The following is a 25,669-nucleotide window of genomic DNA, read 5'->3' as shown; positions in this document are numbered from 1 at the left end:
CTTCCGCCTTTACCCCGGCAATCCTCGCATGCCTCGCATTTTCGTCACGTCTGTGGGGCATTGATCTTCTCGGCCGGATCTTTTCGGTGGAAGACACGTCAACTCGGTGCGTGGGCAGGCACCGCAGCCACAGGGGGTACGCCAATGGCCGCAAGGCCTCTCGTCGCGCGGCAGCCGAACGAACGGCTGCAGGCGCTCATCCAGGAAGCGGGCTGCTCGAACGCCGGGCTGGCCCGCCGCGTCAACATGTGCGGTGCCGAGCACGGACTCGACCTGCGCTACGACAAGACGTCCGTCGCGCGCTGGCTGCGCGGACAGCAGCCGCGCGGACGCGCCCCGGCGATCATCGCCGAGGCACTCGGGCGCAAACTCGGCCGTACGGTCACGATCGACGAGATCGGCATGGCCAACGGCAAGAACCTCGCGTCGGGCGTCGGTCTCCAGTTCTCGCCGACCGTGCTGGGGGCCATCGAGCAGGTGTGTGAGCTGTGGCGCAGTGACGTCGGACGGCGTGACTTCCTGTCCGGTTCGTCCGTCGCCGCTTCCGCGCTCGTCGAACCGAGCCGCGACTGGCTGATCTCCTCGCCGGATTCTCAGGTGGCGCGTTCGGCGGGACCGAGGGTCGGGCAGTCCGACGTGGCGGCCGTCCGCGCGATGACGCAGGCGCTCGTAGACCTTGATCACCAGTACGGCAGCGGGCATGTGCGCCCGGTCGTCGTGCACTACCTCAACAGCGTCGTCTCCGGGCTGCTCGCGGGGTCCTACCGGGAGGCGATCGGGCGGGAACTCTTCGCCGCCGTCGCACGGTTGACGGAACTCGCCGGGTACATGGCCATCGACACCGGGCAACCGGGGCTCGCCCAGCGGTACTACATCCAGGCGCTGCGGCTGGCACAGGCGGCCGGGGACCGGGGGTACGGCGGATACGTCCTCGCCGCGTCCATGAGCCACCTCGCCGCGCAGCTCGGGAACCCGCGCGAGATCGCGCAGTTGGCGCGGGCGGCGCAGGAGGGGGCGCGCGGGCGGGTGACACCGCGCGCGGAGTCCATGTTCTGCGCGGCGGAGGCCCGCGGGCACGCGCTGATGGGTGACGCGAGGGCCGCGCAGTCGGCGTCCGCGCGCGCGGTCAACGCGCTGGAGGCGGCCGATCCGGACTCCGGGGACGACCCGACGTGGATCACGCACTTCGACGAGGCCTATCTCGCCGACGAGTTGGCGCACTGTCACCGCGACCTCGGACAGGCCGAGGCGGCGGCCCGGTGCGCGCAGGAGTCCCTCGCCGGGCTCCCCGAGACGAAGGCGCGCCGGCGGGCGATCGGCTACATCCTGCTCGCCACCGCGCAGGTCCAGCAGCGCGAGGTGGAGCAGGCGTGCAACACCGGGCTCAAGGCCGTGGAACTGCTCGGCGGTCTGCGGTCCAACCGCGGCGCCGAGTACCTGGACGACTTCCAGCAGCGCCTGGAGCCGTACCGGGACGAGCCGGTGGTGCGGGAGTTCGGGGCGCGGATGGAGTTGCAGGCGGCCGCGTGACAGTTGAAGAAGGTGTGTAAAAGCGAAAGGGGGCGTGTATAGCGGAAATGAGCCCGGTTTTGTTACTGCGGTCACAGGGAAGCAGGTCAGGTCCTGTGCTGCGTGGCACCGGGCTCGGGGGACCCGGTAGCGTGAGCCGACGATTCCGAAGGTCCCCCATTAGTAGGAGTCCCGGTGACGCAGAGTGGACAGGGCGAGGAGCCCTCGGCGCGAGTCGCGCGCGAAGGCATCGTGCTGCCTTCCGACGGCGGTGAGCCGCTGCTGCCGGGAACGACGAGCGGCCACGGCGGTCAGTACGGGGCACAGCAGCCAGGTCCGTACGACGGGCAGCAGGCGGGCCCGTACGCGGGCCAGCAGCCCGGCCAGCAGCTCCCGCCGCCCCCGGCCCCGGCCGAGGGCCAGGCCTGGGGTCAGCCGTGGGGCCCCGAGCAGCAGCAGAGCCAGTACCAGAGCCCGCCCCCGCCGCCCGGCCAGGGCTGGAGCGCCCCGCCCGCCCAGCCGTGGGGCCCGCCCGAGCCGACGGCACCCGCCGCTCCGGCGTACGGCGGCAGCGGGTACGACGCGCAGTCTCCGCACTCCGCGTACGGCGGCCAGGACCAGCACAACCCGTACGCCCAGAACGGCCCGGCGGCCCCGGACAGCGCGCTCCCGCCCGCCGTCTACGCCGCCCCCGAGGCAGGTGCCCTGCCGCCCGCCGTCGACGCCGACGTGACGAGCTACTACCTGCCCCCCGTCGCCGCCCAGCCCCCGGCGGACGAGGGAGCCACCCAGTACATCCCGCCCGTCGGCCCGGGGGCGCTGCCCCCCGAGGTGCCGTCGGACGCGACGCAGTTCCTCGGACACGCCCCGCAGTCCGCGCCGCTGCCGCCCGCGGTCGGGTCCGACGCCGACGCCACGCAGTTCATCCCGCCCGTGGCCGCGCAGGCCGCCGCGGCCTCGTACGGGCTGCGGCCGGGCGGGCCCGACGACCGGCAGCCGCCGGCCGAGTTCGACAACCTCTTCCGCACCGGCCCGGGCAGCGAGAGCCCGGCCGCGGCCACGCAGCAGCTGCCGCGCTTCCAGCAGCCGCACCCCCAGCCGCCTCAGCAGCAGCCCCCGTACGGCGCCCAGCAGCCTCCCTACGCCGCTCAGCAGCCCGCCTACGCCCCGCCGCACGGCGACGGGGACGGGGACGACTGGGGTGGCCGGACCCGTTCGCGGGTGCCGCTCATCGCGGGGGTCGGTATCGCGATCGCCGTGGTCGGTATCGGCGCCGGTGCCCTGCTGAGCGGTGGCGGCGGTGACCAGAGCGACGACGACAACAAGACCGTCTCCGCCACGGCGCCCACGACCGGGGGTTCCTCCTCGGCGGCGGCCGACGTGGCCAAGCAACAGGCCGTGGCGCTGGACGAGTTGCTGGCCGACAGCGGCAGCAGCCGTACGTCCGTGATCAACGCGGTCGCCAACGTGAAGACCTGCGGCAACCTGGGCCAGGCGGCCACCGATCTGCGTGCCGCCGCCAAGCAGCGCGCCGAGCTGGTCACCCGGCTCGCCGGACTGTCCGTCGACAAGCTGCCGAACAACGCCGCGCTGACCACCGCGCTCACCAAGGCATGGAAGGCGTCCGCGGAGGCCGACAACCACTACGCGGCGTGGGCCGACCAGGCGGCGGCCGACAACAAGGTCTGCAAGAAGGGCACCGCCCGCACCACCGGCCAGACCCAGGCCGGCAACCGGGCGAGCGGCACCGCGAGCGCCCAGAAGGCCAAGGCCGCCCCGCTGTGGAACGCGATCGCGACGACGTACGACCTGACCGAGCGCCAGGCTACCCAGCTGTAGCCGTCACTCCAGGTCGGCGTTGATGAGCGTGCTCGTCACGTCGATGAAGCCGTTCCTGGCGGACACCAGGCGGCCCTTCTGTACGACCTGGAGGGTCACGTCGGCGTTGACCAGGCGGGGGAAGCCGACGGCCGCGAGCTTGTCGGAGAACTTCCACCGGAGCGTCGGCGTGAGCCCGCCCGTGCTGGCCTTGAAGCCGTCGTCGAGGGTCCGCCGTACGGTGTCGGCGCTCACCTCTCCGCCATCCAGCGACTCGACGACCTGCTTGAACACGGAGTAGGCGATCCATGTGGTCTGCACACCGGCGTCCGCGGGGTCGATGCGGTTGTCGCCGAAGGCCTGCTCGCTGATGACCTTCTTCATCGCGTCCCAGCGCTTGTCGGTCGACACCGGGTACCAGCCCGTGATGTACGCGCCCTCGTAAGGGCTGGAGGCCCCGCCGGTCGCGTCGATCGTCGTCTGGTCGACGCTGCCGAGCACGGTGGCGGTGCTCACCTCGGGGTAGTTCTCCCGGTCACGCCGGAAGGAGTCCATGAAGGCGTCGTTGCGGTCCCCGAGAGCGGGCACCACGCACCCCTTCTTCGAGGCGTTGGTGGTCGCCTGTGTGAGGGCCTTCGCCGACTGGTTCGAGTACTGGGTGGCGTCCTCCGCGGCCAGCACGTCGCCCGCGTCCTTGTGCCTGCCCGCCTCAAGGCCCGAGTTGAGCAGGACGGGCAGCTCGTCGCCCGCGATGGAGTCCGGGCGGACCAGCGAGATGGGCCCGCAGGCCGCGGCGAGCTCCTTGCCGAGGCCGGCAAGGAGCACGGGCTGGCCGCCGTTGACGGGGTAGGACATGGGGCGGGTGAACTCGTTGTTGGTGACGCCGTAGCCGCCTATGTACGGGATGCCGGCGGCCTCCAGCGGCGGGAAGAACGAGTCGGCGTACTGGCTGTAGGAGCCGATGACCGCGACGACGTTCTCCTTGACGGCGCGCCGGGCGCACTTCGAGGCGCCCACGCTGTCGTTGTTGTCGTTGCAGTTCAGGACCTTGAGCTTGCGGCCGTTGATGCCGCCGTGGGCGTTGATCCAACGGGCGTAGGCCAGGGCGAATGCGGGCATACCGGGCTTGTTGGTCGCCTTGGTGCCCTGGGGTGCCCAGGTCATGACGGTGATCTCACCCCCGGAGTCCTCCGAGGTGCCGGGGATGACTCCGCAACCGGCTGTCAGCGACACACACGCCACCAGTGCGCCCGCGGTCAGAGCGACGGATCTGACGGGGCGGGGGAGGCTCGAGAGGAAGGCGCTGCGCATGGGTCGACTGCCGGTCATACTCATGCACGATTCCGCCACATGACTAACCCGGAAGTGACCCCGGGTCAACATGTGGTGACGTGGAGGTGAATTACGGGGGCAGGTGAGGCGAGTGTGACAGGGAACGTACGATCGATGACCGTGCAAAGCTCGGAGAACTCTTCCCGTCGTGCCCGTCGCTCATCCACCATGGGCGGCATGCCACTGAACGACATGCCGTGGTGGCGCTGGCGCAGCAATGTGCGCTCCGCGCTGCACATGCTCTCCGATCCGGTGTTCCAGCAGAACGTCTGGCTGGCCGGTGTCGAGGGGTACGGGGACGTCACCGACGCCGTCTACCGCCTCGTCGAGGACACCTGGCTGGACAACTGGTCCGCCGAGAAATACGTCGGCACGATCTTCCGCGACTCCCAGGAAGCCGCGCTCGTCGACACGGCCGTACTGCGGGTGCTGCGGATCATGCACCAGGTCGGCCCCGACGCGCAGGTCTCCGCCTACGTCGACCACCACGGGTGGCCGGAGGCGGTGCGGGCGGCCCGGGACGCGCACGTGCGGATGGCTACGGCCGACGGGGAGAACCCGGACGACCCGCCGCGCACGCTGGAGGTGCTGAAGATCATGACGCGGTCCGCGTAGCGGACGTCAGTCCGCCCGGGCCTGCGGGTATGGGACCCTGTCCTGTATGAACGAGCAGTCCCCGCGCACCGCCCCTCCCGCCGAGCAGTACGTCCTCATCCTCTCCTGCCCCGACAAGCAGGGCATTGTGCACGCCGTGTCGAGCTACCTCTTCATGACCGGATGCAACATCGAGGACAGCCAGCAGTTCGGCGACCACGACACGGGGCTGTTCTTCATGCGGGTCCACTTCTCGGCGGAATCGCCGGTGACCCTCGACAAGCTGCGGGCGAGCTTCGCGGCCATCGGTGACTCCTTCCACATGGACTGGCAGATCCACCGGGCCGAGGACAAGATGCGGGTCGTCCTCATGGTCAGCAAGTTCGGCCACTGCCTCAACGACCTGTTGTTCCGCGCCAGCATCGGGGCGCTTCCGGTGGAGATCGCGGCCGTGGTCTCCAACCACACCGATTTCGCCGAGCTCGTGGGGTCTTACGACATCCCCTTCCACCACATTCCCGTGAGCAGGGACAACAAGGCGGACGCGGAGGCGCGGCTGCTTGAGCTGGTGCGTGAAGAGGACGTCGAGCTGGTGGTGCTGGCCCGGTATATGCAGGTGCTGTCGGACGACCTCTGCAAGCAGCTCAGCGGGCGGATCATCAACATCCACCATTCCTTCCTGCCGAGCTTCAAGGGCGCGAAGCCGTATCACCAGGCTCACGCCCGGGGCGTCAAGCTCATCGGGGCGACGGCGCACTATGTCACCGCCGACCTCGACGAGGGCCCGATCATCGAGCAGGAGGTCGAGCGGGTGGGGCATGGCGTCACGCCGGACCAACTGGTCGCGATCGGGCGGGATGTGGAGTGCCAGGCGCTGGCGCGAGCCGTGAAGTGGCATGCGGAGCGTCGGATTCTGCTCAACGGGCGTCGGACGGTTGTGTTCGCCTAAGGGGTCGGGGGCTTCTGTGGCATGGGCGGCTGCGGGTGGTTCGTGGCTGGTCGCGCAGTTCCCCGCGCCCCTAGAAGAAAAGGCACGTCCACTGCACTTAGGTAAGGGGCGCGGGGAACTGCGCGACCAGCCCCCACTCGCCCGCAGCCGACCCTCTACATCCGGCTCAAGCTCGCCGCAGCGAACAGCACATCCCTGATCGCCTCCCGGTCCCCCAACTGCCCAGCCGCCGCCTCCTCCGGCGACACGTGCCCGGCCGCCAGCTGACAGAACTCCACGTCGTCCAGGGCGATATGCGCAACCTCCCGCTCGGCGGAACCCACCGCACCAGGCGAGTCCAGAGGGATCAGCCACTCCCCGCCCCCAGACCCCTCGATCTCCAGCCGCAAGCTGCGCCCGGGCTCGCCCGCAGGGACGAGGTGCCGGCCGAGGCCAGGTGACGCCAGCCCCTTCCGACGCCGCTCAGCCAGTGCGGCAGGCAACATGCGGGCCGCCAGGTCGATCATGCTGTTCAGATGACGCGGGGCCGGCGGCTGGTACGGATAGTCCACGGCCTCAGCGATGTCCTCCGCATGCACCCAGCACTCGAAGGCGCGGTCGAGCATCGCATCGTGCAACGGCAACTCGAAGTCCCCGTACGGCACAGCCAGCTTCCCGGCCCCGCTGCCCGTGAACGACACCGTGCGCACCAGATTGTGGCTCTGCTCCCGCCAAGGCGCCCGCACGGACCGGGTCGGCGGAAAGTGCGAAGCACGCCAGTACGCCTCGGTGCGAGCCGTCGGCGTCTGCGCGGCCGGTGCCGTCTCGCCGAGCGGATCGTCGAGGCCGAGCGCGATCCCGACCAGGCCGTCCACGGTGAGCAGGTGGGCGATCACTCCCGCGACCGTCGTACGACGGCTCGTCGCGTCGTCGCCCTCGAACCAGCGCAGCCGCACGGGCGCGTGCCACTCCGCGTCCCCTATGTCCTGGAGCAGGGCGTCCAGGCGGGCACTCTCGGCGTCGTAGGGCGTCGCCCACTCCGGCACCGGGATACGCGGCGGCCGCCGGTCGAGGCAGCCGTCCAGGACGCGGGTGCGCAGGGCCGGGTCGAGGTCGAGGCTCTCCGCGGGGTGCAGCAGGCCGACCGCCTCGCGCAGCCGCAGCGCCTCGTCGGCGCAGGAGCCGCAGCCGCCGAGGTGCTCCTCGACGGCGACCGTCTCCTCCGGCGAGCAGGCGGCCAGCGCCCACGCCCCGAGCAGGGACGTCAGGACGCGGTGCTCAAGGACGAGGGGCGGGGGCGGCGGAGGCGTGGTGGAGTCGTCGAGCTCGGGCAGGGGGCGGCCGGTGTCCTCGACGGAGGCGCGGGGCATGGGTATGCGGGGCGACTGGTCGCCGTCCTGCCCGGTGCCGCCGCCGTTCTCGGGACCGCCGGGGCCACCGGTGCCGTCCGCACCGGTCCGCCGGGCGTTCTCCCCGCCGGGCTCGGTGTACCCCGCCTCCTCCTGCCCCTCCTCGTCCTTGCCGTCCTGCCCCTCGTGCTCGTCGTACGCCTCGAACCGGTCCGCTCCGCTCACACCGCACCCCCGTATTCGGGCGGTGCCCCGGGGGCGCCGACGTCGTGGGCGGTGGACAGGAGTTGCAGGCCCAGGCGGAGCCGGCGGCGGGCCTCGTCCTCGGTGACGCCGAGGTCGACGGCGGTCTGGCGGTAGTCGCGGCGCTGGAAGTAGGCCAGTTCCAGGGCGGCGCGCAGTGGGGCGGGCATCGACTGGACGATGTAGTCGGCGCGGGCGGCGACGGAGGCGCGGCGGACCTTGTACTCCAGCTGTTCCGTGGAGCCGTGGCCGTCCTGGGTGAGCGCGGCGGTCTCGGTGGTGCGCAGCCGCTGCACGGCGAGGTGGTGGGTCAGCGAGGCGATCCAGGAACGCAGGGGGCCGTGCTTGGGGTCGTAGGCCTCGGGGTGTTCCCAGACGTGGATGAAGACCTCGCGGGTGATGCCGTCGGCGGCTTGCTCGTCCCCGAGCACCACATGGGCGAGACCGTGCACGAGCGAAGCGAACCGGTCGTAGAGCTCACCGAGGGCCGCTGCCTCCCCGCGTGCCAGCCGCTGCTGCATCTTGCGGTCCCAGCGGGGCGGTGCGTCCTTGTTCGCCATGTGTCCCCCTCACCCGTGTTTGTGTCCAGCGTGCGTCCACCGTCTCCTCGAATGTAGTCGGCACGTCCGACACCGCACGCCCCTTTGTGGCAATGCGCGCCCCCTGTGGAGGCGACGGTGGTAGTGGACCTTCGCCTGACCTCCTGTGTCCCGCTGTGTCGTGACTACCCGCGCATCGCGACATCAGACCTGACTCGAATTCGAGTGAAGGTGATCGAACAGGATCGAATACGACTGGAACAAGCCACTCCCGACCGGTTTCCGTTTCCGGCGCGGTGTTTCAGGGAACCGCCGCTGGGCAGCCGCGCTGCAAGGAAGCGTAGGTATGGCTTCCGTTTTCCGGCGAGCGAGAGGCGTGGTGGTGACAATCAAGGTGACAGGCGGCGAGCAGGGTGAGTGGGCCGTGCTCAAGGTGTCGGGCGAGCTGGACCTGGTGACGTCGCCGGAGCTGCGCCAGCGGGTGCACGACGCGGTGGCCGAGGGCCGCCACAGCCTCGTCCTGGACCTCTCCGAGGTGCTGTTCTGCGACTCCAGCGGTGTCGGCGTCCTCATCGCCGCCCGCCGTCTCTTCCGCTCCTGCCGGGGCCGCCTGCGCCTGGTCCTCCCGGCCCATGGCGCGGCCGACGGTTCCCACGTCAACCGGGTCCTCGGCGCCCTGGGTGTACGCCGCCTCTTCGACGTCTACATCGACGTCACGGCGGCGACGAGCGAGGAGTCGAGCCCGCTGTCGGCGTAGGCGCCCCTGCCTTTGCCACATCGTTGTCGCAAAATTCCCCCGGTCTTGGCACAAGGGTCGTTTTCGTGCTCCGGGACGGGCGCCGGCGTCGTACGCTCCGTGCCAGGAGCACCCCCACGTGATGTAAGGCGGCTGGAAACGACATGGTCAGCAACGAATACGAGCGCAGGATCGCTGCCCGGTTCGCCACCTTCGACCAGGACGGCAACGGCTACATCGACCGCGAGGACTTCAGTTCGGCGGCCAAGTCGGTGCTCGCGGAGTTCGGCACGGCGGCGCGTTCCGACAAGGGGCAGGCCCTGTACATCGGCGCGGAGGCGTTCTGGCAGGGCATGGCGGGGATAGCGGACCGGGACGGCGACCAGCGCATCACCCGGGACGAGTTCGTGAACGGCGCGGTCAAGCGCCTGCGCGACAACCCCGACCGCTTCTCCGAGATCGCCCGCCCCTTCCTCCACGCGGCCCTTGACGTCGCCGACGCCGACGGGGACGGCCGCGCGACCGTCTCCGACACGGCGCGCGTACTCAAGGCTCTCGGCGCTCCTGAGGAAGTTGCCCGAGTTGCAGCCGCCACTCTCGACACCGACGCGGACGGCAAGGTGGGCGAGGCGGAGATCGTCACCTCTTTCGCCCGCTACTTCACAGTCGCCGAGTAGAGGCAAAGCACCGCCGTCGATCGTCTGCGGCGCCGTCGTGGCTGGTCGCGCAGTTCCCCGCGCCCCTTCAGGGCACCTTCACTCGACCCTTGCCGAATAGCGTTCCCTCAGCTTGTACTTGAGCACCTTCCGCAAGGTCTCGTTGCGAGGAAGGGCGTCCACCACCTCAAGCCGCTCCGGCAGCTTGTGCGCCGACAGCCCTTCCCCACGCAGATACGACGTCACCGCGGCCAGGGTCAACTCCTCGGCCCCGTCCGGCTGTTCCACCACCGCGCACACCAACTCCCCGCGCTCCGGGTCCGGTAGCCCGATCACCGCGACGTCGCCCACCCCCGGGTGTTGGTGCAGCAGATCCTCTATCTCCTTCGCGGAGATGTTCTCGCCCTTGCGGATGATCACGTCCTTGAGCCGGCCGGTGAGGATCAGATGCCCGCTGTGGGTCAGCCGTCCCAGGTCACCGGTGCGCAGGAACCCCTCCCCGTCGAACGCCTCCGCCGTCTGCGCCGCGTCCAGATAGCCCCGGCACACCGCCTCGCCGCGCAGCCGCACCTCCCCCTCCACGATCCGTATCTCCATCCCCTCCGGCGGTCGCCCCTCCGTCGTCGCGAGGTTCTCCTCCGTGTCGTCCGGCGCCCCCATCGTGATCATCGGCACCTCGGTCATCCCGTACCCGTGCGTGAGCTGCACGTCCATCTCCCGTACGACGGCGTGATACAGCTCCGGCGGCTTGGGCGCCCCGCCCCCCGCCAGCAGCCGCAGCGTAGGGATGACCTTCTGCCCGGGCTGCTTGCGCTGCTCCGCCAGGAACATCGAGTAGAACGCCGTGGACCCGCCCGCCACCGTCACCCCGTGCTTGCGATACCCCTCCAGCGCGTCCGGCAGCGCGAACTGCTCGAACATCACCGCCGGGAATCCGTACAGCAGCAGCATCACGGTGTAGTCGGGCCCGCCTATGTGCGCGTAGGGGAAGGCGATCGAGCCCACGTCGCCCGCCGAGGGCCGCAGCGCGTGGGCCAGGCACGACCCGCCCGCGATGAGCGAACGGTCCGTGTGGAGCACGCCCTTGGGGTCCGAGGTCGTCCCCGAGGTCCAGTAGATCCAGCGGACGGAGGTGCCCGCGGAGGGCGGAGCGGGCAGTAGCGACGGGTCGCCGTCGGGCAGGGTGTCGTACGCCTCGAAGATCCCCTTGGCGCCGAGCCGCCGCGCCATCGCCGTGTGGTCGAAGCCGCGCCAGACGCCCGGTACGGCGAAGTACTCGGCCTTGGACTCGCGCAGCGCGAAGCCGACCTCGCGGTCCCGGTAGAAGGGGATGACCGGCGACTGTACGGCGCCGAGGCGGGCCAGTGCGAAGGACAGCAGGGCCGTCTCGATGCGGGTGGGGAGCTGCCAGGCGACGACCGTGCCGGGGCGGACGCCCATGTCGTACAGGCCGGCCGCGACCCGTTCGGCGCGGTCGCGGAGTTCGCCGAAGGTCAGCGACCGGTCGTCCTGGAGGAACAGCGGCCGGTCGGGGGTGAGGTTCGCGCGGCGGGCCACCAGTTCCCAGAGCGTGCGGGACGCGCTCAGTGCGTGGGCGGTCTCACTCATGGCAGCAGCCCCTTCTGGATGGCGGATTAGCTGACGGACAGTCAGATCGTGGGCAGAGCGTAGGGCTCGGCGCCTTGTCGGTCCAGGGGTGCGGGGCTAGCCTGCTCGGCAAAGCGAATCTGACGGTCCATCAGATAGCTGTCGTGTCAGGCGGAGGGGACCCATGACCGAACTGCCCCGCATCATCAGCGTCGACGACCATGTGATCGAGCCCGCGCACCTGTTCGAGACCTGGCTGCCGCAGAAGTACCGGGACCGCGGCCCCCAGCCCCTCACCGCGGGCATCGGCGAGCTGGAGTACGTCGGCGGCAAGTACCGGATCACCATGGATCCGGACGGCCCGCCCACCGACTGGTGGATCTACGAGGACCTGAAGTTCCCGTACAAGCGCAACATCGCCGCCGTCGGCTTCGACCGCGACGAGATGACGCTGGAGGGGATCACCAGGGAGCAGATGCGGCGCGGCTGCTGGGACCCGGCCGAGCGGCTGCGGGACATGGACCTCAACCATGTCGAGGGCTCGCTCTGCTTCCCCACCTTCCCGCGCTTCTGCGGTCAGACCTTCGCCGAGGCGCAGGACAAAGAAGTGGCGGTCGCGTGCGTGCGCGCCTACAACGACTGGATGGTCGAGGAGTGGTGCGGCGACAGCGGCGGGCGGCTCATCCCGCTGTGCCTGATCCCGCTGTGGGACGTGGAGTTGGCGGTCGCCGAGATCCGGCGCAACGCCGCGCGCGGGGTGAAGGCGGTGACCTTCTCCGAGATCCCCACCCACCTCGGGCTGCCGTCCATCCACTCCGGCTACTGGGACCCGTTCTTCGCGGTCTGCCAGGAGACCGGGACGGTCGTCAACATGCACATCGGGTCCAGTTCCCAGATGCCGGCCGCCTCCCCGGACGCCCCGCCCGCCGTCCAGGCCTCGCTGTCCTTCAACAACGCCATGGCCTCGATGATGGACTTCCTGTTCAGCGGGGTGCTGGTGAAGTTCCCGACGCTCAAACTCGCCTACTCCGAGGGGCAGATGGGCTGGATCCCGTACGCCCTGGAGCGCGCCGACGACGTCTGGGAGGAGCACCGCGCGTGGGGCGGCGTGAAGGATCTGATCCCGGATCCGCCGTCGACGTACTACTACCGGCAGATCTTCTGCTGCTTCTTCCGCGACAAGCACGGCGTGGCGTCCCTGGACGTCGTCGGCCGTGACAACGCGACCTTCGAGACCGACTACCCGCACGTCGACTCGACCTTCCCGCACACCAAGGAGGTCGCCCTCGACCATGTGAAGGGCCTCGACGACGAGACGGTCTACAAGCTGATGCGGGGCAACGCGATCCGCATGCTGGATCTGGACCTCGACAAGTAAGGGATCTCGTAATGGATCTCGCCTGCACACCCCAAGAGGAGGAGTTCCGGGCGCGGTTGAGGGAGTGGCTGAGCAAGACGCTTCCCTCGCTGCCGCCCAAGCCCTCGCCCGACGACTGGCCCGGGCGGCGCGCGTACGACCTCGGGTGGCAGCGGATGCTGTACGACGCCGGGTACGCCGACGTCCACTGGGACGCCTCCCCGACCACCCGGCTGATCTTCCTGGAGGAGACCGAGAAGGCGGGCGCGCCCTATGTGGGGGCGGGTTTCGTCGGGCTGTTGCACGCGGGGCCGACGATCGCCGCCGAGGGGAGTGCCGAGCAGCGGGCCCGCTGGCTGCCGCCGATCCTGCGCGGTGACGAGGTCTGGTGTCAGGGCTTCAGTGAGCCGGACGCCGGATCCGACCTCGCGGCACTGCGCACACGCGCGCGTAGGGACGGCGACGACTATGTGGTGAACGGGTCCAAGATCTGGACCTCGCACGCCGAAGTGGCCGACTGGTGCGAGCTGTTGGTCCGCACCGACCCCCTGGCGCCCAAGCATCGGGGCATCACCTGGCTCGCCATGCCGATGGACGCGCCAGGCATCACCGTACGGCCGCTGCGGACCCTGGCCGGGTCAGCGGAGTTCGCCGAGGTGTTCCTCGACGACGTGCGCATACCCGTCGCCAACCGGGTCGGGGACGAGAACGACGGCTGGCGCGTGACGATGGTGACCCTGTCCTTCGAACGCGGCACGGCCTTCGTGGGCGAGGTGGTCGCCTGCCGCCGCGTCCTGGGCGAACTCGCCGGCGAGGCACGGAAGAACGGCCGCTGGGACGATCCCGCGCTGCGGCGCCGCCTGGGCCGGCTGAACGCCGAGTTCCGGGCACTGTGGCGGCTGACCCAGTGGAACGTGAGCGAGGCGGAGGAGAGCGGGGGCGTTCCGGGGGTGGGGGGTTCGGTTTTCAAACTGAGGTATTCACATGCCCGTCAGGAGCTCTACGACGCCGCAGCGGAGGTTTTGGGGCCGGGATCCCTGGACCTGGACGCGCCCTGGATGCTCGACCGGTTGTCGTCGCTGTCGTACACCATCGCGGCCGGTACCTCGCAGATTCAGCAGAACATCGTGGCCGAGCGGATTCTTGGGCTGCCGAAGGGGAGGTGAGCGGTGCGGTTTCAATTGACCGAGGAGCAGCGGGCGTTGCAAGGCGCTGTGCGGGATGTGCTCGGTCGTCGATTGTCCGCGAGTCCGTCGTGGCTGGTCGCGCAGTTCCCCGCGCCCCTACCCGGCACTGCACAGCCCGGCGAATCCCGGCTACGTCTCGATCGGGGGCTGTGGCGAGCTCTCGGGGACCTGGGCTTCTTCTCTCTGCGGCTGCCCGAGGCGGACGGAGGGGCCGGACTCGGGCTTCCGGAAACCGTGTTGGCGTTCGAGGAGGCGGGGAGGGCGCTGCTGCCCGGGCCGCTGGTGGCCACGCATCTGGCGGCCGGGGACGTGCCGGGAGCGGCCACCGGGGAGACAGTCGTGGCCGCCGTGGACGGCGGGATCGTGGAGTGGCTGGACGAGGCCGACGTCGTCCGGCGGGGTGCCGAGGGGGCCGTACCGCTGTCGTCGGTGGACCCGCTGACGCCCCTGCACCGCGTGCCCGGAGCCGTGGCGCCCGCCGACCCCGTGGCCGTACTCCTGACCGCCGCCGAGCAGCTCGGCACCGCCGTTCGCACCTGTGAGCTGGCGACGCAACACGCCCGGACGCGCGAGCAGTTCGGGCAGCCGATCGGGGCCTTCCAGGCGGTCAAGCATCTGTGCGCGCAGCTGCTGGTGCGGGCCGAGGTGGCCCGGGCCGCGGTGTACGCGGCCGCCGTCACCGCCGACCCGGTGGACATCGCCGCCGCCCGGCTGCTCGCCGACGAGGCCGCCGTGCGGGGCGCCCGAGACTGCCTCCAGGTGCACGGCGGCATGGGCTTCACCTGGGAGTCCGAGGTGCACCTGCATCTGAAACGGGCCTGGGTGCGGACGCACCGTGGAGGCGGCGGCACGGAGAGTGAGGAGCTGCTCGCGGCCGATCTGCTCGCCGGGGTGGGCCGTTAGGGCGTCTGCCTGCGGCATCAGCGGGGGACGCCGGAAGAGGCCGGGAGCGAGTGTCGCGGATTGTGGCATACCGGAATTACGGAGCGTTGATACCGGGTTGTGTCCTAAGGGTGACTCGTCACGTCCTGGAGTCGGCGTTCCGCTCCGGTACCTTTTGTGGGATGCGAGGGGTTCCGAGCACGAGCCAGGCCGGTGTTGCCAGTGAGGCGGCCCCGGATCCGGCGACGCGCGCCCCTGCTCGCAGGGTGGGAAGGCTTCCGCCCCCCGCTTGTTCGACTCCCCGCACAGAGCGTCGCACAGTATGCCGCACGGGTACTCCTTCGCGCTGGAATATGCCCGAAGCGCTTGTTGGGGTGACTGTACGTCAACCATGCTGTCTCGTAAGGGATTCACGTTCCGTGACCCTTGCTCTGGCCATTGTTCTGGCCATGCAGAAAATGGCTACGATCGTGGCCCTCGTCGTGGCGCTGGTGTGGCGCGAGGCTATGTGGCGTGAGGCTGTGTGTCCGCCGGTTCGGATGGTGTGAGCGGTGCAGGTGCTTCAAGTGCAGCTGGAGATCCGGCCCGACCCCGCCGAGGTGGGGAGAGCCCGGAGGTGGGCGCGTTCGCGGCTCGCCGGGTCCGGGGTGGAGGCCGACGAACCGCTCGCCGAGGCGCTGATCCTGCTCGTCTCCGAACTCGTCACCAACGCCGTGGTGCACACCGGTTCTCCGGCCGTGCTGCGGCTGTCCCTGCCGGCGGAGAGGTCGGTGGAGGGGGTCGACTCCACGGTCCGCCTGGAGGTCGCCGACGCCAGCAGCCGGGCCCCGGTGCCCCGCTGGGTGGACGGCGACGAGACCGGCGGTCGCGGGCTGGCACTCGTCGACTGCCTTGCCGATCGCTGGGGGTGGAGCCCCGAGGGCGTCGGTAAGAGCATCTGGTGCGAGCTCGACCGATCCACGCAGTGCCGGACGGCCGGAGTGGAGCGGGAAGCGGACGCGTCGGGCTACGAGGGTGCGGCGTACGACGGACTGGCCTACGAGGCGGTCTAGGCGGACCGGAAGATCCTGCATGTGTGGTGCAGGGATGCAGGGATGCAGGGATTCCGCTGGTCCTGCTTTGAGGTGGATGCGTGCGCCGGGATGTGCTTCCGTGCGCGCCTGCGGCAAACCGGGCCTAAGTGACAAATCCCCGATCGGGTGTTGACGTTCCGTGGTCGTTTGATCACGCTTGTGCTCAACGATTCGCCGCGAGGGGACGACGAGGGTTCGGTGACGGGATCCCTCGGCGAGTGTGGGTCGTGTTCGGCCGTCGGCGCGCGGTGCAGTGCTCGGGGCGGGCGCGGCGCGCCGTCGGCCGACGGTCTTCAGCCGACGGTTCCTGGTCCTACAGGACGGCGATCGGCGCCACCGGGGTGCCCGTCGCGCCGACGAAGGGCTCGGGCATCGCCGACAGCAGGAACGCGTACCGGTTCTCTTGTCCACAGGCTGTGGACAACTCTTCGAGATTCCAGTTCTGGCCCTGCAACATCCCCATTTCGACCAGATCCAGCGCGTGTACGGGCAGCCACAGATTCTCGATCTCGGGCGGAAATATCTCAAACGTGAGCGTGTCGTTCGCGACGGCCGCGACATCGCGCGCGTGGAACCACTCCGGCGTACGGACGGACAGCCCCGGCGACGGATAGCCGTACCCGTCCCGGTCCCCGGCCAGATAGACCTGGATCTGCCCGGTCCGTACGAGCACGATGTCGCCGGCCCGTACGTGCGTACCGGCGAGTTCCTCGGCGGCCTCCAGATCCTCGGGCGTGACCGCGTGCCCGCCGTCGAGCCGGTCCACGCCCCGTGCGCGGGCCACGTCGAGCAGTACCCCGCGCGAGACGATGTGCCGCGCCTTGTCGATGCCGCTGAACTCGGCGCCGCCGTGCGGGGTGATGGTGTCGGCGGACCGTCCGTTGTAGAGCTTGCCCGAGTGCGAGACGTGGGTCAGCGCGTCCCAGTGGGTCGCGGCCTGCAGGCCCATGGTCACCGCGTCGTCGCTGCACCCCACCGTCCCCGGGCCGAAGATCTCCTGGTTGATCTGCACCATCGCGTGCAGGGGGTTGACCCTGCCCGGCATCAACCCGGTCTGTACACCGTCCTGTTGGAGGGGGAGCGCCAGGGGTACGCGGCGGCCGGTGCGGACGGTGGCGGCACCCTCGCGGACGACCTCGTCGGTGATCAGGTTCAGGGTGCCGATCTCGTCGTCCGCCCCCCAACGGCCCCAGTTGTTCACGCGCTTGGCGATGTCGTGAAACTCGGGATGCAGCGTCGGCAGTGACATCTGGGTCCTCCCCGGGGCTTGTCTCCAGGTATCTGACGGGTCATAAAATCTAACGGTCCGTCAGAAACCGCGGGAAGGGGCCGGACGTGGGGAACTTCTTGGCAGGCAAGGTCGTCGCCGTGACCGGTGCGGGGCGGGGGATCGGACGGGCCGTCGCGCTGGCCGCCGCCGCGGAGGGGGCGCGGGTGGTCGTCAACGACTACGGCGTTGCCATGGACGGGGCTTCTCCCACCAGCGAGATCGCGGACGGCGTGGTCAAGGAGATCGAGGCGGACGGTGGGGAAGCGGTCGCGGTGGCCGACGACATCTCCACGATGGCGGGCGGGCAGCGGGTCGTCGACGTGGCGCTGTCGTCGTACGGGCGGATCGATGGCGTCGTGTGTGTCGCCGGGATCCTGCGCGAGCGGATGCTGTTCAACATGTCCGAGGAGGAGTGGGATCCGGTTGTCGCGACCCATCTCAAGGGGACGTTCACGGTTTTTCGGGCGGCGTCTGCGGTGATGCGGAAGCAGCGGGCGGGGACGCTGATCGGGTTCACCAGCGGGAATCACCAGGGGTCTGTTTCGCAGGCCAATTACAGCGCGGCCAAGGGTGGGGTCATCTCGCTGGTCCGGAGTGCCGCGCTGGGGTTGAACAAGTACGGGGTGACTGCGAATGCGGTGGCCCCCGTGGCGCGTACACGGATGTCGGCGAACGTTCCTATGGAGTTGGCGGAGATCGGGGAGCCGGAGGATGTGGCTGCGTTGGTCGTGTATCTGCTGTCTGACCGGGCGCGGGATGCGGGCATCACTGGGCAGGTTTACACGATTGCCGGGCCGAAGATCGCGGTTTGGGCGCAGCCGAGGGAATTGCGGGCCGGGTATGCGGAGGGCTCCGCCTGGACGCCGGAGAGGATCGCGGAGTTTCTGCCGGGGACCGTGGGGGTGGATCCGATGCCGATGCTCTCCCGGTTGCAGGAGATGGAGAGGGCTGCGCGGGAGGGGAGTCGGCCTAACGCCTAGTGGGGTGGGGGGGATGTGTGGTTTGGCGGTTGCGGGTTTGTTGTGGCTGGTCGCGCAGTTCCCCGCGCCCCTAGGGAGGTATGCGCGTCCGGTGTTGAGAGGAGACCCCCGTGGATTTTGGATTCACCGCCGAGGATCAGGCGTTCCGTGCCGAGGCTCGGGAATGGCTTGTGGTGCATGCCGTGGACGTGTCCGATCGGCGCGCTTGGGAGAGGACCCTCGGTAAAGCCGGGTGGATTGGGCTTGGTTGGCCCGAGGATGGTTACGGCAATCGCACCGCCACCCTCACCCAACAAGTCGCCTGGGCCGAGGAGTACGCCCGTTCCTGCGCGCCCCCGCGATCCGGGCACATCGGGGAGAACCTGCTCGCGCCCACCCTCCTCGCCCATGGCACCGACGAGCAGAAGTCCCGCTTCCTGCCCCCCGTTGCCGCCGGTGACGAGCTCTGGTGTCAGGGGTACAGCGAACCGGGGGCGGGGTCGGATCTGGCCGGGATTCGTACCTCGGCCGTGCGGGATGGGCAGGGGACGTATCGCATCACGGGGCAGAAGATCTGGACGTCGCTCGCCCATGAGGCTGACTGGTGCTTCGTTCTCGCTAGAACCGATCCGGAGTCGCGTCGGCATCACGGGCTGAGTTTTCTGCTTGTTCCCATGGATCAGCCGGGGCGGGTCGAGGTGCGGCCCATACGGCAGTTGACCGGGACGAGTGAGTTCAACGAGGTGTTCTTCGACGGGGCACTCGCAGGTGCGGAGCATGTCGTCGGGGGTGAGGGTGGGGGCTGGCGCGTTGCCATGAGCCTGCTCGGGTTTGAGCGGGGGGTGTCGACGCTCGCCCAACAGGTCGGGTTCGCACAGGAGTTGGGGCGGGTCGTGCGGACGGCCGTCGAGACGGGGGCGGTGGACGATCCGGTCGTACGGGATCGGCTTGTGCGGCAGTGGGCCGAGTTGCGGACGATGCGGTGGAACGCCCTGCGGACGCTGGGGGGTTCGGCCGATGCGGGGGCTTCGAGTGTGGCCAAGCTGCTGTGGGGCGGGTGGCATCAGCGGCTCGGGGAGTTGGCGATGCAGGTGCGGGGAGTGAAGGCGGGCGTCGGGCCGGTGGACTGGTCGGCCTCGGCGCCGTACGAACTCGACTTGGCACAGCAGCAGTTCCTGTTCTCCCGGGCCGACACGATCTACGGCGGCTCGGACCAGATCCAGCGCACGATCATCGCCGAGCGCGTGCTCGGCCTGCCGAGGGAACCCAAGGGATAGGGGAGTGGTGGCCGTGATGCGCGGTGGGATGCGGGGTGTGGTCTTCGACGGGGAGCAGATCCAGGTCGTGGATGATTTGGAGGTGCGGGATCCGGGGCCTGGGGAGGTGCTGGTCGCGATCTCGGCTGCGGGGCTGTGTCACAGCGATCTGTCTGTGGTGGACGGGACCATACCTTTTCCCGTTCCTGTGGTGCTTGGGCATGAGGGTGCCGGGGTCGTCGAGGCCGTAGGTGTGGGCGTCACCCATGTGGTGGTCGGTGACCATGTGTCCCTGTCTACGCTCGCGAACTGCGGTGCGTGCGCGGAGTGCGACCGGGGGCGGCCGACCATGTGCCGGAAGGCCATAGGGCGGCCGGGGCAGCCGTTCACGCGGGGCGACGGGCGGCCGGTGTACCAGTTCGCGTCCAACTCGGCCTTCGCGGAACGGACCGTGGTGAAAGCGGTTCAGGCCGTGCGCATACCCAAGGACATCCCTATGCCGTCCGCCGCGCTCATCGGCTGCGGGGTGCTGACCGGGGTGGGCGCCGTGCTCAACCGGGCGAAGGTTGACCGCGGGGACAGTGTGCTCGTGATCGGCACGGGCGGGATCGGGCTCAACGTCATCCAGGGCGCGCGGATCGCGGGCGCGCTGCGGATCGTCGCCGTGGACGCCAATCCGGCGAAGGAGGCGGTGGCCCGGCAGTTCGGCGCGACCGACTTCCTGACCTCGACGGACGGAGTGCGGGACATCCTGCCCACGGGCGCCGACCACGCCTTCGAGTGCGTGGGCCGGGTGGAGCTGATCCGACAGGCCGTCGACCTGCTCGACCGCCATGGCCAGGCGATCCTGCTCGGCGTCCCGCCGGCTACGGCCGAGGCATCCTTCCTTGTCTCGTCCATGTACCTGGACAAGTCGATCCTGGGCTGCCGCTACGGGTCGTCCCGGCCGCAGCGGGACATCGCCCTGTACGCCGAGCTGTATCGGGAAGGGCGGCTGCTGCTCGACGAGTTGGTGACCGAGACGTACCCGATCGAGGACTTCGAGAAGGCCGCGGCGGACGCGGAGGCGGGGCGGGTGGCTCGCGGGGTGCTGACCTTCTAGGCCTCACAGGGGCTGGAGGGCCTAGAGGGTCTAGAGGTCTAGAGGGGACTCACCTCCCGGAACGTCCGGCGATACGCGGTCGGCGTCACCCCCAGTGCCGTCTGCAAGTGCTGCCGCATCGACTGGGCCGTGCCGAAGCCCGCGTCCCTTGCCACCTGGTCGACGGAGAGGTCCGTGGACTCCAGGAGGTGGCGGGCGTGTTCGACGCGTTGCTGGGTGAGCCACTGGCCGGGGCTGATGCCGACCTCCTCGCGGAAACGGCGCGTGAACGTGCGTACGGACATGGACTCCTGCTCGGCCATGTCGCGCAGCTGGATCGGTTCGTGGAGCCGGCCGAGTGCCCAGGCGCGGGCGGCTGTCGTGGTCGCCAACTGGGGTTCCGGCACCGGGCGTTGGATGAACTGCGCCTGTCCGCCGTCGCGGTGTGGTGGTACGACCGTGCGGCGGGCCACGTCGTTGGCGACGGCGGCGCCGTGGTCGCGGCGCACCATGTGCAGGCACAGGTCGATGCCGGCCGCGACGCCGGCCGAGGTCAGTACGTCGCCGTCGTCGATGAACAGGACGTCCGCGTCGACCCTGATCTGCGGGAAGGTCTCCTGGAAGTGGTCGGCGTCCGCCCAGTGCGTGGTGGCGGGGCGGCCGTCGAGATACCCGGCGGCGGCGAGGACGTACACGCCCGTGCAGATCGACGCGAGGCGCGTGCCGGGCCGGATGTGCGCGAAGGCGGCGGCCAGCTCGTCCGTCAGGACGCCCTCCTCGAAGACCGGGCCGAGCTCGTACGACGCCGGGACGATGACCGTGTCGGCGGTGGCCAGGGCCTGTGGGCCGTGCGCGACGTGGATGTCGAAGTCGGCGTCGGTCTCGACCGGGCCCGGCGGCCGGATCGAGCAGGTGACGACCTCGTACAGATGCCGCCCCTCGGCGTCCTTGGGGCGGCCGAAGATCCGGTGCGGGATGCCCAGCTCGAAGGGGAGCAGGCCGTCGAGGGCGAGGACGACGACGCGGTGCGGGCGGAAGGCGGGCACGGTGCTCGTAGTGGCCATGGCCCGATCCTAGCGAATGCTGACCCTCGGGCCACTCGATCGGACGGATCGCAGGCCGGAAGCTGTATGTCGTGACCCAGACAACCGAATCCGCCGCAGCTGTCGAGGACTCCCGATCCCCCCGCTCTCCCCGTAAGCCGCGCGGGTCGCGCACCTCGCGCATCCACCGCGCCTGGTTCGTCGCCGCCGTCACCTTCGTGACGATCATCGGCGCCGCCGCCTTCCGGTCCCTGCCGGGTCTGCTCATCGACCCGCTCCATGAGGACTTCGGCTGGTCGCATGGTGTGATCGGTGCGGCGGTTTCGGTCAACCTGGCGCTGTACGGCCTCACTGCCCCCTTCGCGGCGGCCCTGATGGACCGTTTCGGTATCCGCAAGGTCGTCGCCGTGGCCCTGACGGTGATCGCGATCGGCTCGGGCCTGACGGTGTGGATGACGGCGGCCTGGCAGTTGCTGCTGTGCTGGGGGCTGCTGGTCGGTCTGGGCTCGGGTTCGATGGCGCTGGCCTTCGCGGCGACCGTCACCAACCGCTGGTTCACCGAGCGGCGCGGCCTGGTCACCGGCATCCTCACCGCCGCCTCGGCCTCCGGCCAGCTGATCTTCCTGCCGGTGCTGGCCTGGATGGTCGAGACCTACCAGTGGCGTCCGGCGGCCGTGACGGTGGCGCTCGCGGCCCTCATCGTCGTCCCCTTCGTCTGGCTGCTGCTGCGCGACCACCCGGCCGACGTGGGCCTCAAGCCGTACGGCGCGAAGGAGTTCGTACCGAAGCCCGCCCCGGTCCCCGGTGCCGCTCGCCGCACCGTGAGCGTCCTCTTCAAGGCCGCCCGCACCGGCCCCTTCTGGCTGCTCGCCGGCACCTTCGCGATCTGCGGCGCCTCCACCAACGGCCTGATCCAGACGCACTTCGTGCCCGCCGCCCACGACCACGGCATGCCCGTCCCGGCGGCTGCTTCGCTCCTCGCGGTCATCGGCGTGTTCGACGTGGTCGGCACGGTCGCCTCCGGCTGGCTCACCGACCGCTTCGACTCGCGCCGGCTGCTCGCCGCGTACTACGCGCTGCGCGGCATCTCACTCCTCTTCCTGCCCATGCTGCTGGCGCCCAGCGTCCGTCCGTCGATGCTGTTCTTCATCGTCTTCTACGGCCTCGACTGGGTCGCCACCGTCCCGCCCACCGTGGCCCTGTGCCGCGAGCAGTACGGCGAGGACAGCGCGATCGTCTTCGGCTGGGTCCTCGCCTCCCACCAGGTCGGCGCCGCGCTGGTGGCCTTCCTCGGGGGCGTGGTGCGAGACGTGTTCGGGTCCTACGACATGATCTGGTACGCGTCCGGCGCGCTGTGCGCGGCGGCGGCGCTGATGGCGCTGGTTATTCGGCGGAGGCCGGTGGTCGGCCTTGAGGGAAGGCCGGCGACGGCGGGCTAGACGAGGAACCCGGTTGGCATCGTCCGTCCGTACAGTTCGTCGAGACCGATCAGCAGGACTCCGCCGCGTGCAGCCTCGGTTCGCAGAGCCTCGCTGAAGCCCGCCGCGCTGAAGCAGGCCAGCCCGCAGTGCGAGGTGTCCAAGCCGCGCCCGGCGAGCAGCTCCCTCGCCTGGCCCAGACGCTCAAGGTGGGCGAGACCCATAACCGTGCCCCATTTCGCCTCGCCGAGGAGCGAGACCGAGGGACGGTTTCCGCCGGACCCCTGCTCGACCATGGCCACGTCGATCTGGATCTGACGGCGTTCCTTCGGATCGGTCACGACACCGCTGCCCACCTCGCCCAGGGACGTGCTCAGCAGCGAGCGCCCGGGGCCCAGCACATATTCACGACACACCGTCTCGAAGTGCGGACCGGCCACCTGCGCGGCGAAGCGCTCCCCCGCCTGTGCCCACACCTCCGCCGCCTGGCCGACTTCCAGCCGGGTCCATGCGGGGCGCATTACGGCTTCGTAGAAGTTGATCAGGGGTTCGGTGACGCGGTACTGCGATTTCCCCGCCCGGAAGATGTCGGCCTCCCGAACTAGGAGATGACTGTCTTCCAACACGTTCAGGGGGTGGGAGATGTCGACGGACTTCCGGCCGATGTAGCTCGCAATGCCCCCTCGTGTCGCATTGCCCTGCGCCACGGCCGCCAGTACGGAGTGGTAGAGCGCCGTGTCGCGGATGTCCGTCTCCTCGGCGAGGAGGTACCGCGCTTCGCGAAACAGGGGGCTGTACGGGGAGAGGACTGTGCGACAAATCCAGTTGTCGAAGTCGTCCAGGCTTGTGGGAACGTCGTCGGCCAGGAACTGGCGGCGGTAGGCGGGGGTGCCGCCGACCACTGTGTGCAGCCGGGCCGCGAGCGCGGGATCGGCCGTCACCCCCCAGAAGTCCGCCGCCGCCCGGTACCCGAATGGCCGGACGACGAGTTCGAGCTGTGCCCGTCCCCGCAGAGGCGCCGTGCTGGCCAGCAGCCCGCCCATGACGGACATGGCTGACCCGCACAGGAGCAGTCGCACGCGGCTCTCCTCCACCTGGAAGCGGTCGATCTCGCGCTGGATGAGCGAAGGGAGTTCGGGAGCCACCTTGGCGAGATACGGGAACTCGTCGATGACGATCAGGAAGGGGGCGCCCGCCGCGACTGGGCTCTCGGCAGTCCGCTGTCCGGGGGTGGCGAGCCCGAAGAGATACGAGATCGCGTGGTCCCAGGTGGCGAATGAAAAGGGCGCGGGGGAGCCGACATGCTCGGCCAGTGCGGCGCTGAACTGGCGGAGGGACTCGGCCTCGGTCCCGGCGGTGGCTCCGAAGTAGAAGCCCCCGTACTGCTCAACCAGCGCCCTCAGCAGGTACGTCTTGCCCATGCGCCGTCTACCGCTGACGATCCCGAGCCCGGCGTGAGGCACGGGCCGGCTCGCGAAAGTGGTGAGCGCGTCCCATTCGGGGCCGCGGTCGAAAACCCGGGACGGCTTGGGGGGCTTTGGCTGGCGCACGAGTATCCATTCCTTAGGACTGCACTTCTTAGGGATGCAGTCCTAAGGACTGTACTCCAACCGGTCACCCGTTCAGGAAGGCCATGATCGTGAGCGCCAGGCCCGCCACGACCATGAACGTGACCCCGCCCGCCCTGGGTGCGCTCAATGCGCGATCCCCGATCGGACGTCCGGACCCCGCCGCCCAGTAGATGCCGGCCGCGATCACCGCGACAACCAATGCGCCGATCAGGATGATCGCCACCCACACCCCCTTACCCCCGGCCGCTCATCGAGTCGCCCGCCCTTTCTGCCGAGAACCACCTTCGTTAAATGATCATGGCGGCGGACTGCCTCCGGCCCTCCTACTGGAAACAACGTGGCAAGTTCGACATGCCGAACGAGCGTTTCGTTTCGTTCGCTTCGTCTGCCTCGCCCCTGTCACCCACGACGACGATCGGCTGGGCGGGCTGGAGTGAGTACGAGCGCGCCCGGGCAGTGCTCGACCAGCTCGAAGCCGATTCCCACGCCCATGCGTATCGCCCGGAGTCGGCCCTGCCACTGCTCAGGGCACTCGCGGATCTTCTGCCTCGGCTCTTGTGCCCGAGGGCGAACTCGCAGCCGATGCGGTGGTAGACGAGGAGTCTCTGCGGATAGCCGCCTAGAGGAACCGTCCTCGGTGGAAGAGCAGGGGAACCCCGTCTTCGGCACCCGTCCCCAGCGCGTCCACCCGTCCTACGACGATCAGGTGGTCGCCGCCCGTGTGCACCGCGTGGATCGTGCAGTCGATCCACGCGAGCGTGCCCGTGAGGCGCGGGGCGCCGGAGACGGGTGCCGCGTCGAACTCGACGCCGGCGAACTTGTCCCCGCCGCTCACCGCGAAACCGCGGCACAACTCGCCCTGGTGCGCGCCGAGTACGTTCACGCAGAACGCGCCCGCGCGGGCGATGCGCGGCCACGTGGTGGACGTACGGCCGACCATGAAGGCGATGAGCGGGGGGTCGAGGGAGAGGGAGGAGAAGGACTGGCAGGCGAAGCCGGCGGGGAGTGGGTGACCGTTCTCGGCATCCGCCCCGGATGCGGTGATGACGGTCACGCCCGACGCGAAGTTCCCTAGCACGCGCCGGAATTCCGTCTGGTCGACGGGGGCGCGTTCGTCCTCGCTGACGCACCGCAACTCCGGGCGCGGCAGCGCTTCGACGGGGGCCGGGGCCCCTGCCGACCTGAGGTAACGGACGGCGGCTGCGGCCATCCCTGCGTGTCCCATCACGCCACCCATTGAAGCTGACGGTATGTCAGATTGGAAGGGGTGGGGCGGGGCCA

At 69.8% G+C, this 25,669-nt stretch carries 24 protein-coding genes; 15 read left to right on the top strand and 9 right to left on the bottom strand.

Annotated elements, in window-relative coordinates; genetic code table 11:
- Positions 1–144: 144 nt before the first annotated feature.
- Entirely contained in the window at positions 145–1,530 is a 1,386-nt protein-coding gene (locus tag AC5DRG_RS23395) for an NsdA family TPR-like regulatory protein (protein ID WP_491812573.1), read from the top strand.
- Positions 1,531–1,704: 174 nt separating this feature from the next.
- Positions 1,705–3,348 carry a hypothetical protein gene (locus tag AC5DRG_RS23390; RefSeq protein ID WP_491812572.1) on the top strand — a complete coding sequence of 548 codons (1,644 nt, stop codon included), beginning with the start codon at positions 1,705–1,707 and terminating at the stop codon, positions 3,346–3,348.
- Positions 3,349–3,351: 3 nt separating this feature from the next.
- On the opposite strand, the gene AC5DRG_RS23385 is transcribed toward AC5DRG_RS23390, so the two are convergent.
- Positions 3,352–4,656, bottom strand: coding sequence for an ABC transporter substrate-binding protein (locus tag AC5DRG_RS23385; protein WP_491812571.1), 1,305 nt, complete (start codon positions 4,654–4,656; stop codon positions 3,352–3,354).
- Positions 4,657–4,773: 117 nt separating this feature from the next.
- Here AC5DRG_RS23385 and AC5DRG_RS23380 point away from each other — a divergent pair, with 117 nt between their 5' ends.
- A complete protein-coding gene (locus tag AC5DRG_RS23380) occupies positions 4,774–5,274 on the top strand; it encodes an SCO4402 family protein (protein WP_491812570.1) in 501 nt (166 codons plus the stop codon).
- A 46-nt stretch (positions 5,275–5,320) separates the two neighbouring features.
- On the top strand, positions 5,321–6,202 hold the full coding sequence (gene purU / locus AC5DRG_RS23375) for a formyltetrahydrofolate deformylase (RefSeq protein ID WP_491812569.1): 882 nt from the start codon (positions 5,321–5,323) through the stop codon (positions 6,200–6,202).
- Between the two features lie 155 nt (positions 6,203–6,357).
- Here purU and AC5DRG_RS23370 read toward each other — a convergent pair whose 3' ends face one another.
- Both AC5DRG_RS23370 and AC5DRG_RS23365 read right to left on the bottom strand, forming a co-directional pair.
- Positions 6,358–7,755 carry a maleylpyruvate isomerase N-terminal domain-containing protein gene (locus AC5DRG_RS23370; protein WP_491812568.1) on the bottom strand — a complete coding sequence of 466 codons (1,398 nt, stop codon included), beginning with the start codon at positions 7,753–7,755 and terminating at the stop codon, positions 6,358–6,360.
- Positions 7,752–8,333 carry a sigma-70 family RNA polymerase sigma factor gene (locus tag AC5DRG_RS23365; protein ID WP_491812567.1) on the bottom strand — a complete coding sequence of 194 codons (582 nt, stop codon included), beginning with the start codon at positions 8,331–8,333 and terminating at the stop codon, positions 7,752–7,754. Before AC5DRG_RS23365 ends, AC5DRG_RS23370 begins: the two co-directional genes overlap by 4 nt.
- A gap of 355 nt (positions 8,334–8,688) precedes the next feature.
- On the opposite strand from AC5DRG_RS23365, the gene AC5DRG_RS23360 reads away from it, so the two are divergent.
- Both AC5DRG_RS23360 and AC5DRG_RS23355 read left to right on the top strand, forming a co-directional pair.
- Positions 8,689–9,069, top strand: a complete 381-nt coding sequence (locus AC5DRG_RS23360) for an STAS domain-containing protein (protein ID WP_491812566.1) — start codon at positions 8,689–8,691, stop codon at positions 9,067–9,069.
- A gap of 143 nt (positions 9,070–9,212) precedes the next feature.
- Positions 9,213–9,725, top strand: a complete 513-nt coding sequence (locus AC5DRG_RS23355) for an EF-hand domain-containing protein (RefSeq protein WP_491812565.1) — start codon at positions 9,213–9,215, stop codon at positions 9,723–9,725.
- A 78-nt stretch (positions 9,726–9,803) separates the two neighbouring features.
- Here the strand turns inward: AC5DRG_RS23355 and AC5DRG_RS23350 are convergent, their stop codons facing one another.
- A complete protein-coding gene (locus tag AC5DRG_RS23350; RefSeq protein ID WP_491812564.1) occupies positions 9,804–11,312 on the bottom strand; it encodes a class I adenylate-forming enzyme family protein in 1,509 nt (502 codons plus the stop codon).
- Positions 11,313–11,475: 163 nt separating this feature from the next.
- On the opposite strand from AC5DRG_RS23350, the gene AC5DRG_RS23345 reads away from it, so the two are divergent.
- The 4 genes from AC5DRG_RS23345 to AC5DRG_RS23330 all read left to right on the top strand — a co-directional run bounded on the left by AC5DRG_RS23345 (position 11,476) and on the right by AC5DRG_RS23330 (position 15,769).
- Complete coding sequence (locus AC5DRG_RS23345) at positions 11,476–12,669, top strand: amidohydrolase family protein (RefSeq protein WP_491812563.1); 1,194 nt, start codon at positions 11,476–11,478, stop codon at positions 12,667–12,669.
- Between the two features lie 11 nt (positions 12,670–12,680).
- Positions 12,681–13,814, top strand: coding sequence for an acyl-CoA dehydrogenase family protein (locus AC5DRG_RS23340; RefSeq protein ID WP_491812562.1), 1,134 nt, complete (start codon positions 12,681–12,683; stop codon positions 13,812–13,814).
- A gap of 3 nt (positions 13,815–13,817) precedes the next feature.
- On the top strand, positions 13,818–14,738 hold the full coding sequence (locus AC5DRG_RS23335; protein WP_491812561.1) for an acyl-CoA dehydrogenase family protein: 921 nt from the start codon (positions 13,818–13,820) through the stop codon (positions 14,736–14,738).
- 545 nt (positions 14,739–15,283) lie between these two features.
- Entirely contained in the window at positions 15,284–15,769 is a 486-nt protein-coding gene (locus tag AC5DRG_RS23330) for an ATP-binding protein (RefSeq protein ID WP_491813125.1), read from the top strand.
- A 334-nt stretch (positions 15,770–16,103) separates the two neighbouring features.
- Here AC5DRG_RS23330 and AC5DRG_RS23325 read toward each other — a convergent pair whose 3' ends face one another.
- Entirely contained in the window at positions 16,104–17,039 is a 936-nt protein-coding gene (locus AC5DRG_RS23325; RefSeq protein ID WP_491812560.1) for a cyclase family protein, read from the bottom strand.
- Between the two features lie 86 nt (positions 17,040–17,125).
- Here AC5DRG_RS23325 and AC5DRG_RS23320 point away from each other — a divergent pair, with 86 nt between their 5' ends.
- The 3 genes from AC5DRG_RS23320 (at position 17,126) to AC5DRG_RS23310 (ending at position 20,377) form a co-directional block, all read left to right on the top strand.
- Positions 17,126–18,040: an SDR family NAD(P)-dependent oxidoreductase gene (locus AC5DRG_RS23320; RefSeq protein WP_491812559.1), complete on the top strand. Its 915-nt coding sequence runs from the start codon at positions 17,126–17,128 to the stop codon at positions 18,038–18,040.
- Between the two features lie 110 nt (positions 18,041–18,150).
- On the top strand, positions 18,151–19,296 hold the full coding sequence (locus AC5DRG_RS23315) for an acyl-CoA dehydrogenase family protein (protein WP_491812558.1): 1,146 nt from the start codon (positions 18,151–18,153) through the stop codon (positions 19,294–19,296).
- A 28-nt stretch (positions 19,297–19,324) separates the two neighbouring features.
- Positions 19,325–20,377: an alcohol dehydrogenase catalytic domain-containing protein gene (locus AC5DRG_RS23310; protein ID WP_491813124.1), complete on the top strand. Its 1,053-nt coding sequence runs from the start codon at positions 19,325–19,327 to the stop codon at positions 20,375–20,377.
- A gap of 38 nt (positions 20,378–20,415) precedes the next feature.
- Here AC5DRG_RS23310 and AC5DRG_RS23305 read toward each other — a convergent pair whose 3' ends face one another.
- Positions 20,416–21,420, bottom strand: a complete 1,005-nt coding sequence (locus tag AC5DRG_RS23305) for a GlxA family transcriptional regulator (RefSeq protein WP_491812557.1) — start codon at positions 21,418–21,420, stop codon at positions 20,416–20,418.
- Between the two features lie 71 nt (positions 21,421–21,491).
- On the opposite strand from AC5DRG_RS23305, the gene AC5DRG_RS23300 reads away from it, so the two are divergent.
- The gene (locus AC5DRG_RS23300; RefSeq protein WP_491812556.1) at positions 21,492–22,838 is read left to right on the top strand and encodes an MFS transporter; all 1,347 of its coding nucleotides are present in this window, start codon (positions 21,492–21,494) and stop codon (positions 22,836–22,838) included.
- On the opposite strand, the gene AC5DRG_RS23295 is transcribed toward AC5DRG_RS23300, so the two are convergent.
- Entirely contained in the window at positions 22,835–24,238 is a 1,404-nt protein-coding gene (locus tag AC5DRG_RS23295) for an AAA family ATPase (RefSeq protein ID WP_491812554.1), read from the bottom strand. The two genes, AC5DRG_RS23300 and AC5DRG_RS23295, sit on opposite strands and share 4 nt — an antisense overlap.
- Before the next feature lie 193 nt (positions 24,239–24,431).
- The gene (locus AC5DRG_RS23290; protein ID WP_491812553.1) at positions 24,432–24,611 is read right to left on the bottom strand and encodes a hypothetical protein; all 180 of its coding nucleotides are present in this window, start codon (positions 24,609–24,611) and stop codon (positions 24,432–24,434) included.
- A 68-nt stretch (positions 24,612–24,679) separates the two neighbouring features.
- Between AC5DRG_RS23290 and AC5DRG_RS23285 the strand changes: the two genes are divergently transcribed.
- Positions 24,680–24,982: a DUF7008 domain-containing protein gene (locus AC5DRG_RS23285; protein WP_491812552.1), complete on the top strand. Its 303-nt coding sequence runs from the start codon at positions 24,680–24,682 to the stop codon at positions 24,980–24,982.
- Positions 24,983–25,007: 25 nt separating this feature from the next.
- Here the strand turns inward: AC5DRG_RS23285 and AC5DRG_RS23280 are convergent, their stop codons facing one another.
- Positions 25,008–25,613 (bottom strand): flavin reductase family protein, encoded by a 606-nt coding sequence (locus AC5DRG_RS23280; protein WP_491812551.1) that lies wholly within the window; start codon positions 25,611–25,613, stop codon positions 25,008–25,010.
- Positions 25,614–25,669: the final 56 nt, after the last annotated feature.

The sequence above is a fragment of the Streptomyces sp. JLBG701 genome, from assembly GCF_058544905.1.
This window is presented reverse-complemented; position numbering and strand designations above follow the sequence as displayed.

Bases quoted from the DNA above. Each gene is read 5' to 3' on its own strand.
- AC5DRG_RS23325 (WP_491812560.1), bottom strand. From the start codon at position 17,039: ATGTCACTGCCGACGCTGCATCCCGAGTTTCACGACATCGCCAAGCGC.
- AC5DRG_RS23285 (WP_491812552.1), top strand. From the start codon at position 24,680: ATGATCATGGCGGCGGACTGCCTCCGGCCCTCCTACTGGAAACAACGT.
- AC5DRG_RS23355 (WP_491812565.1), top strand. From the start codon at position 9,213: ATGGTCAGCAACGAATACGAGCGCAGGATCGCTGCCCGGTTCGCCACC.
- AC5DRG_RS23310 (WP_491813124.1), top strand. From the start codon at position 19,325: ATGCGGGGTGTGGTCTTCGACGGGGAGCAGATCCAGGTCGTGGATGAT.
- AC5DRG_RS23395 (WP_491812573.1), top strand. From the start codon at position 145: ATGGCCGCAAGGCCTCTCGTCGCGCGGCAGCCGAACGAACGGCTGCAG.
- AC5DRG_RS23385 (WP_491812571.1), bottom strand. From the start codon at position 4,656: ATGACCGGCAGTCGACCCATGCGCAGCGCCTTCCTCTCGAGCCTCCCC.
- AC5DRG_RS23380 (WP_491812570.1), top strand. From the start codon at position 4,774: ATGACCGTGCAAAGCTCGGAGAACTCTTCCCGTCGTGCCCGTCGCTCA.
- purU (WP_491812569.1), top strand. From the start codon at position 5,321: ATGAACGAGCAGTCCCCGCGCACCGCCCCTCCCGCCGAGCAGTACGTC.
- AC5DRG_RS23345 (WP_491812563.1), top strand. From the start codon at position 11,476: ATGACCGAACTGCCCCGCATCATCAGCGTCGACGACCATGTGATCGAG.
- AC5DRG_RS23305 (WP_491812557.1), bottom strand. From the start codon at position 21,420: ATGGCCACTACGAGCACCGTGCCCGCCTTCCGCCCGCACCGCGTCGTC.
- AC5DRG_RS23340 (WP_491812562.1), top strand. From the start codon at position 12,681: ATGGATCTCGCCTGCACACCCCAAGAGGAGGAGTTCCGGGCGCGGTTG.
- AC5DRG_RS23295 (WP_491812554.1), bottom strand. From the start codon at position 24,238: ATGGGCAAGACGTACCTGCTGAGGGCGCTGGTTGAGCAGTACGGGGGC.
- AC5DRG_RS23365 (WP_491812567.1), bottom strand. From the start codon at position 8,333: ATGGCGAACAAGGACGCACCGCCCCGCTGGGACCGCAAGATGCAGCAG.
- AC5DRG_RS23280 (WP_491812551.1), bottom strand. From the start codon at position 25,613: ATGGGACACGCAGGGATGGCCGCAGCCGCCGTCCGTTACCTCAGGTCG.
- AC5DRG_RS23350 (WP_491812564.1), bottom strand. From the start codon at position 11,312: ATGAGTGAGACCGCCCACGCACTGAGCGCGTCCCGCACGCTCTGGGAA.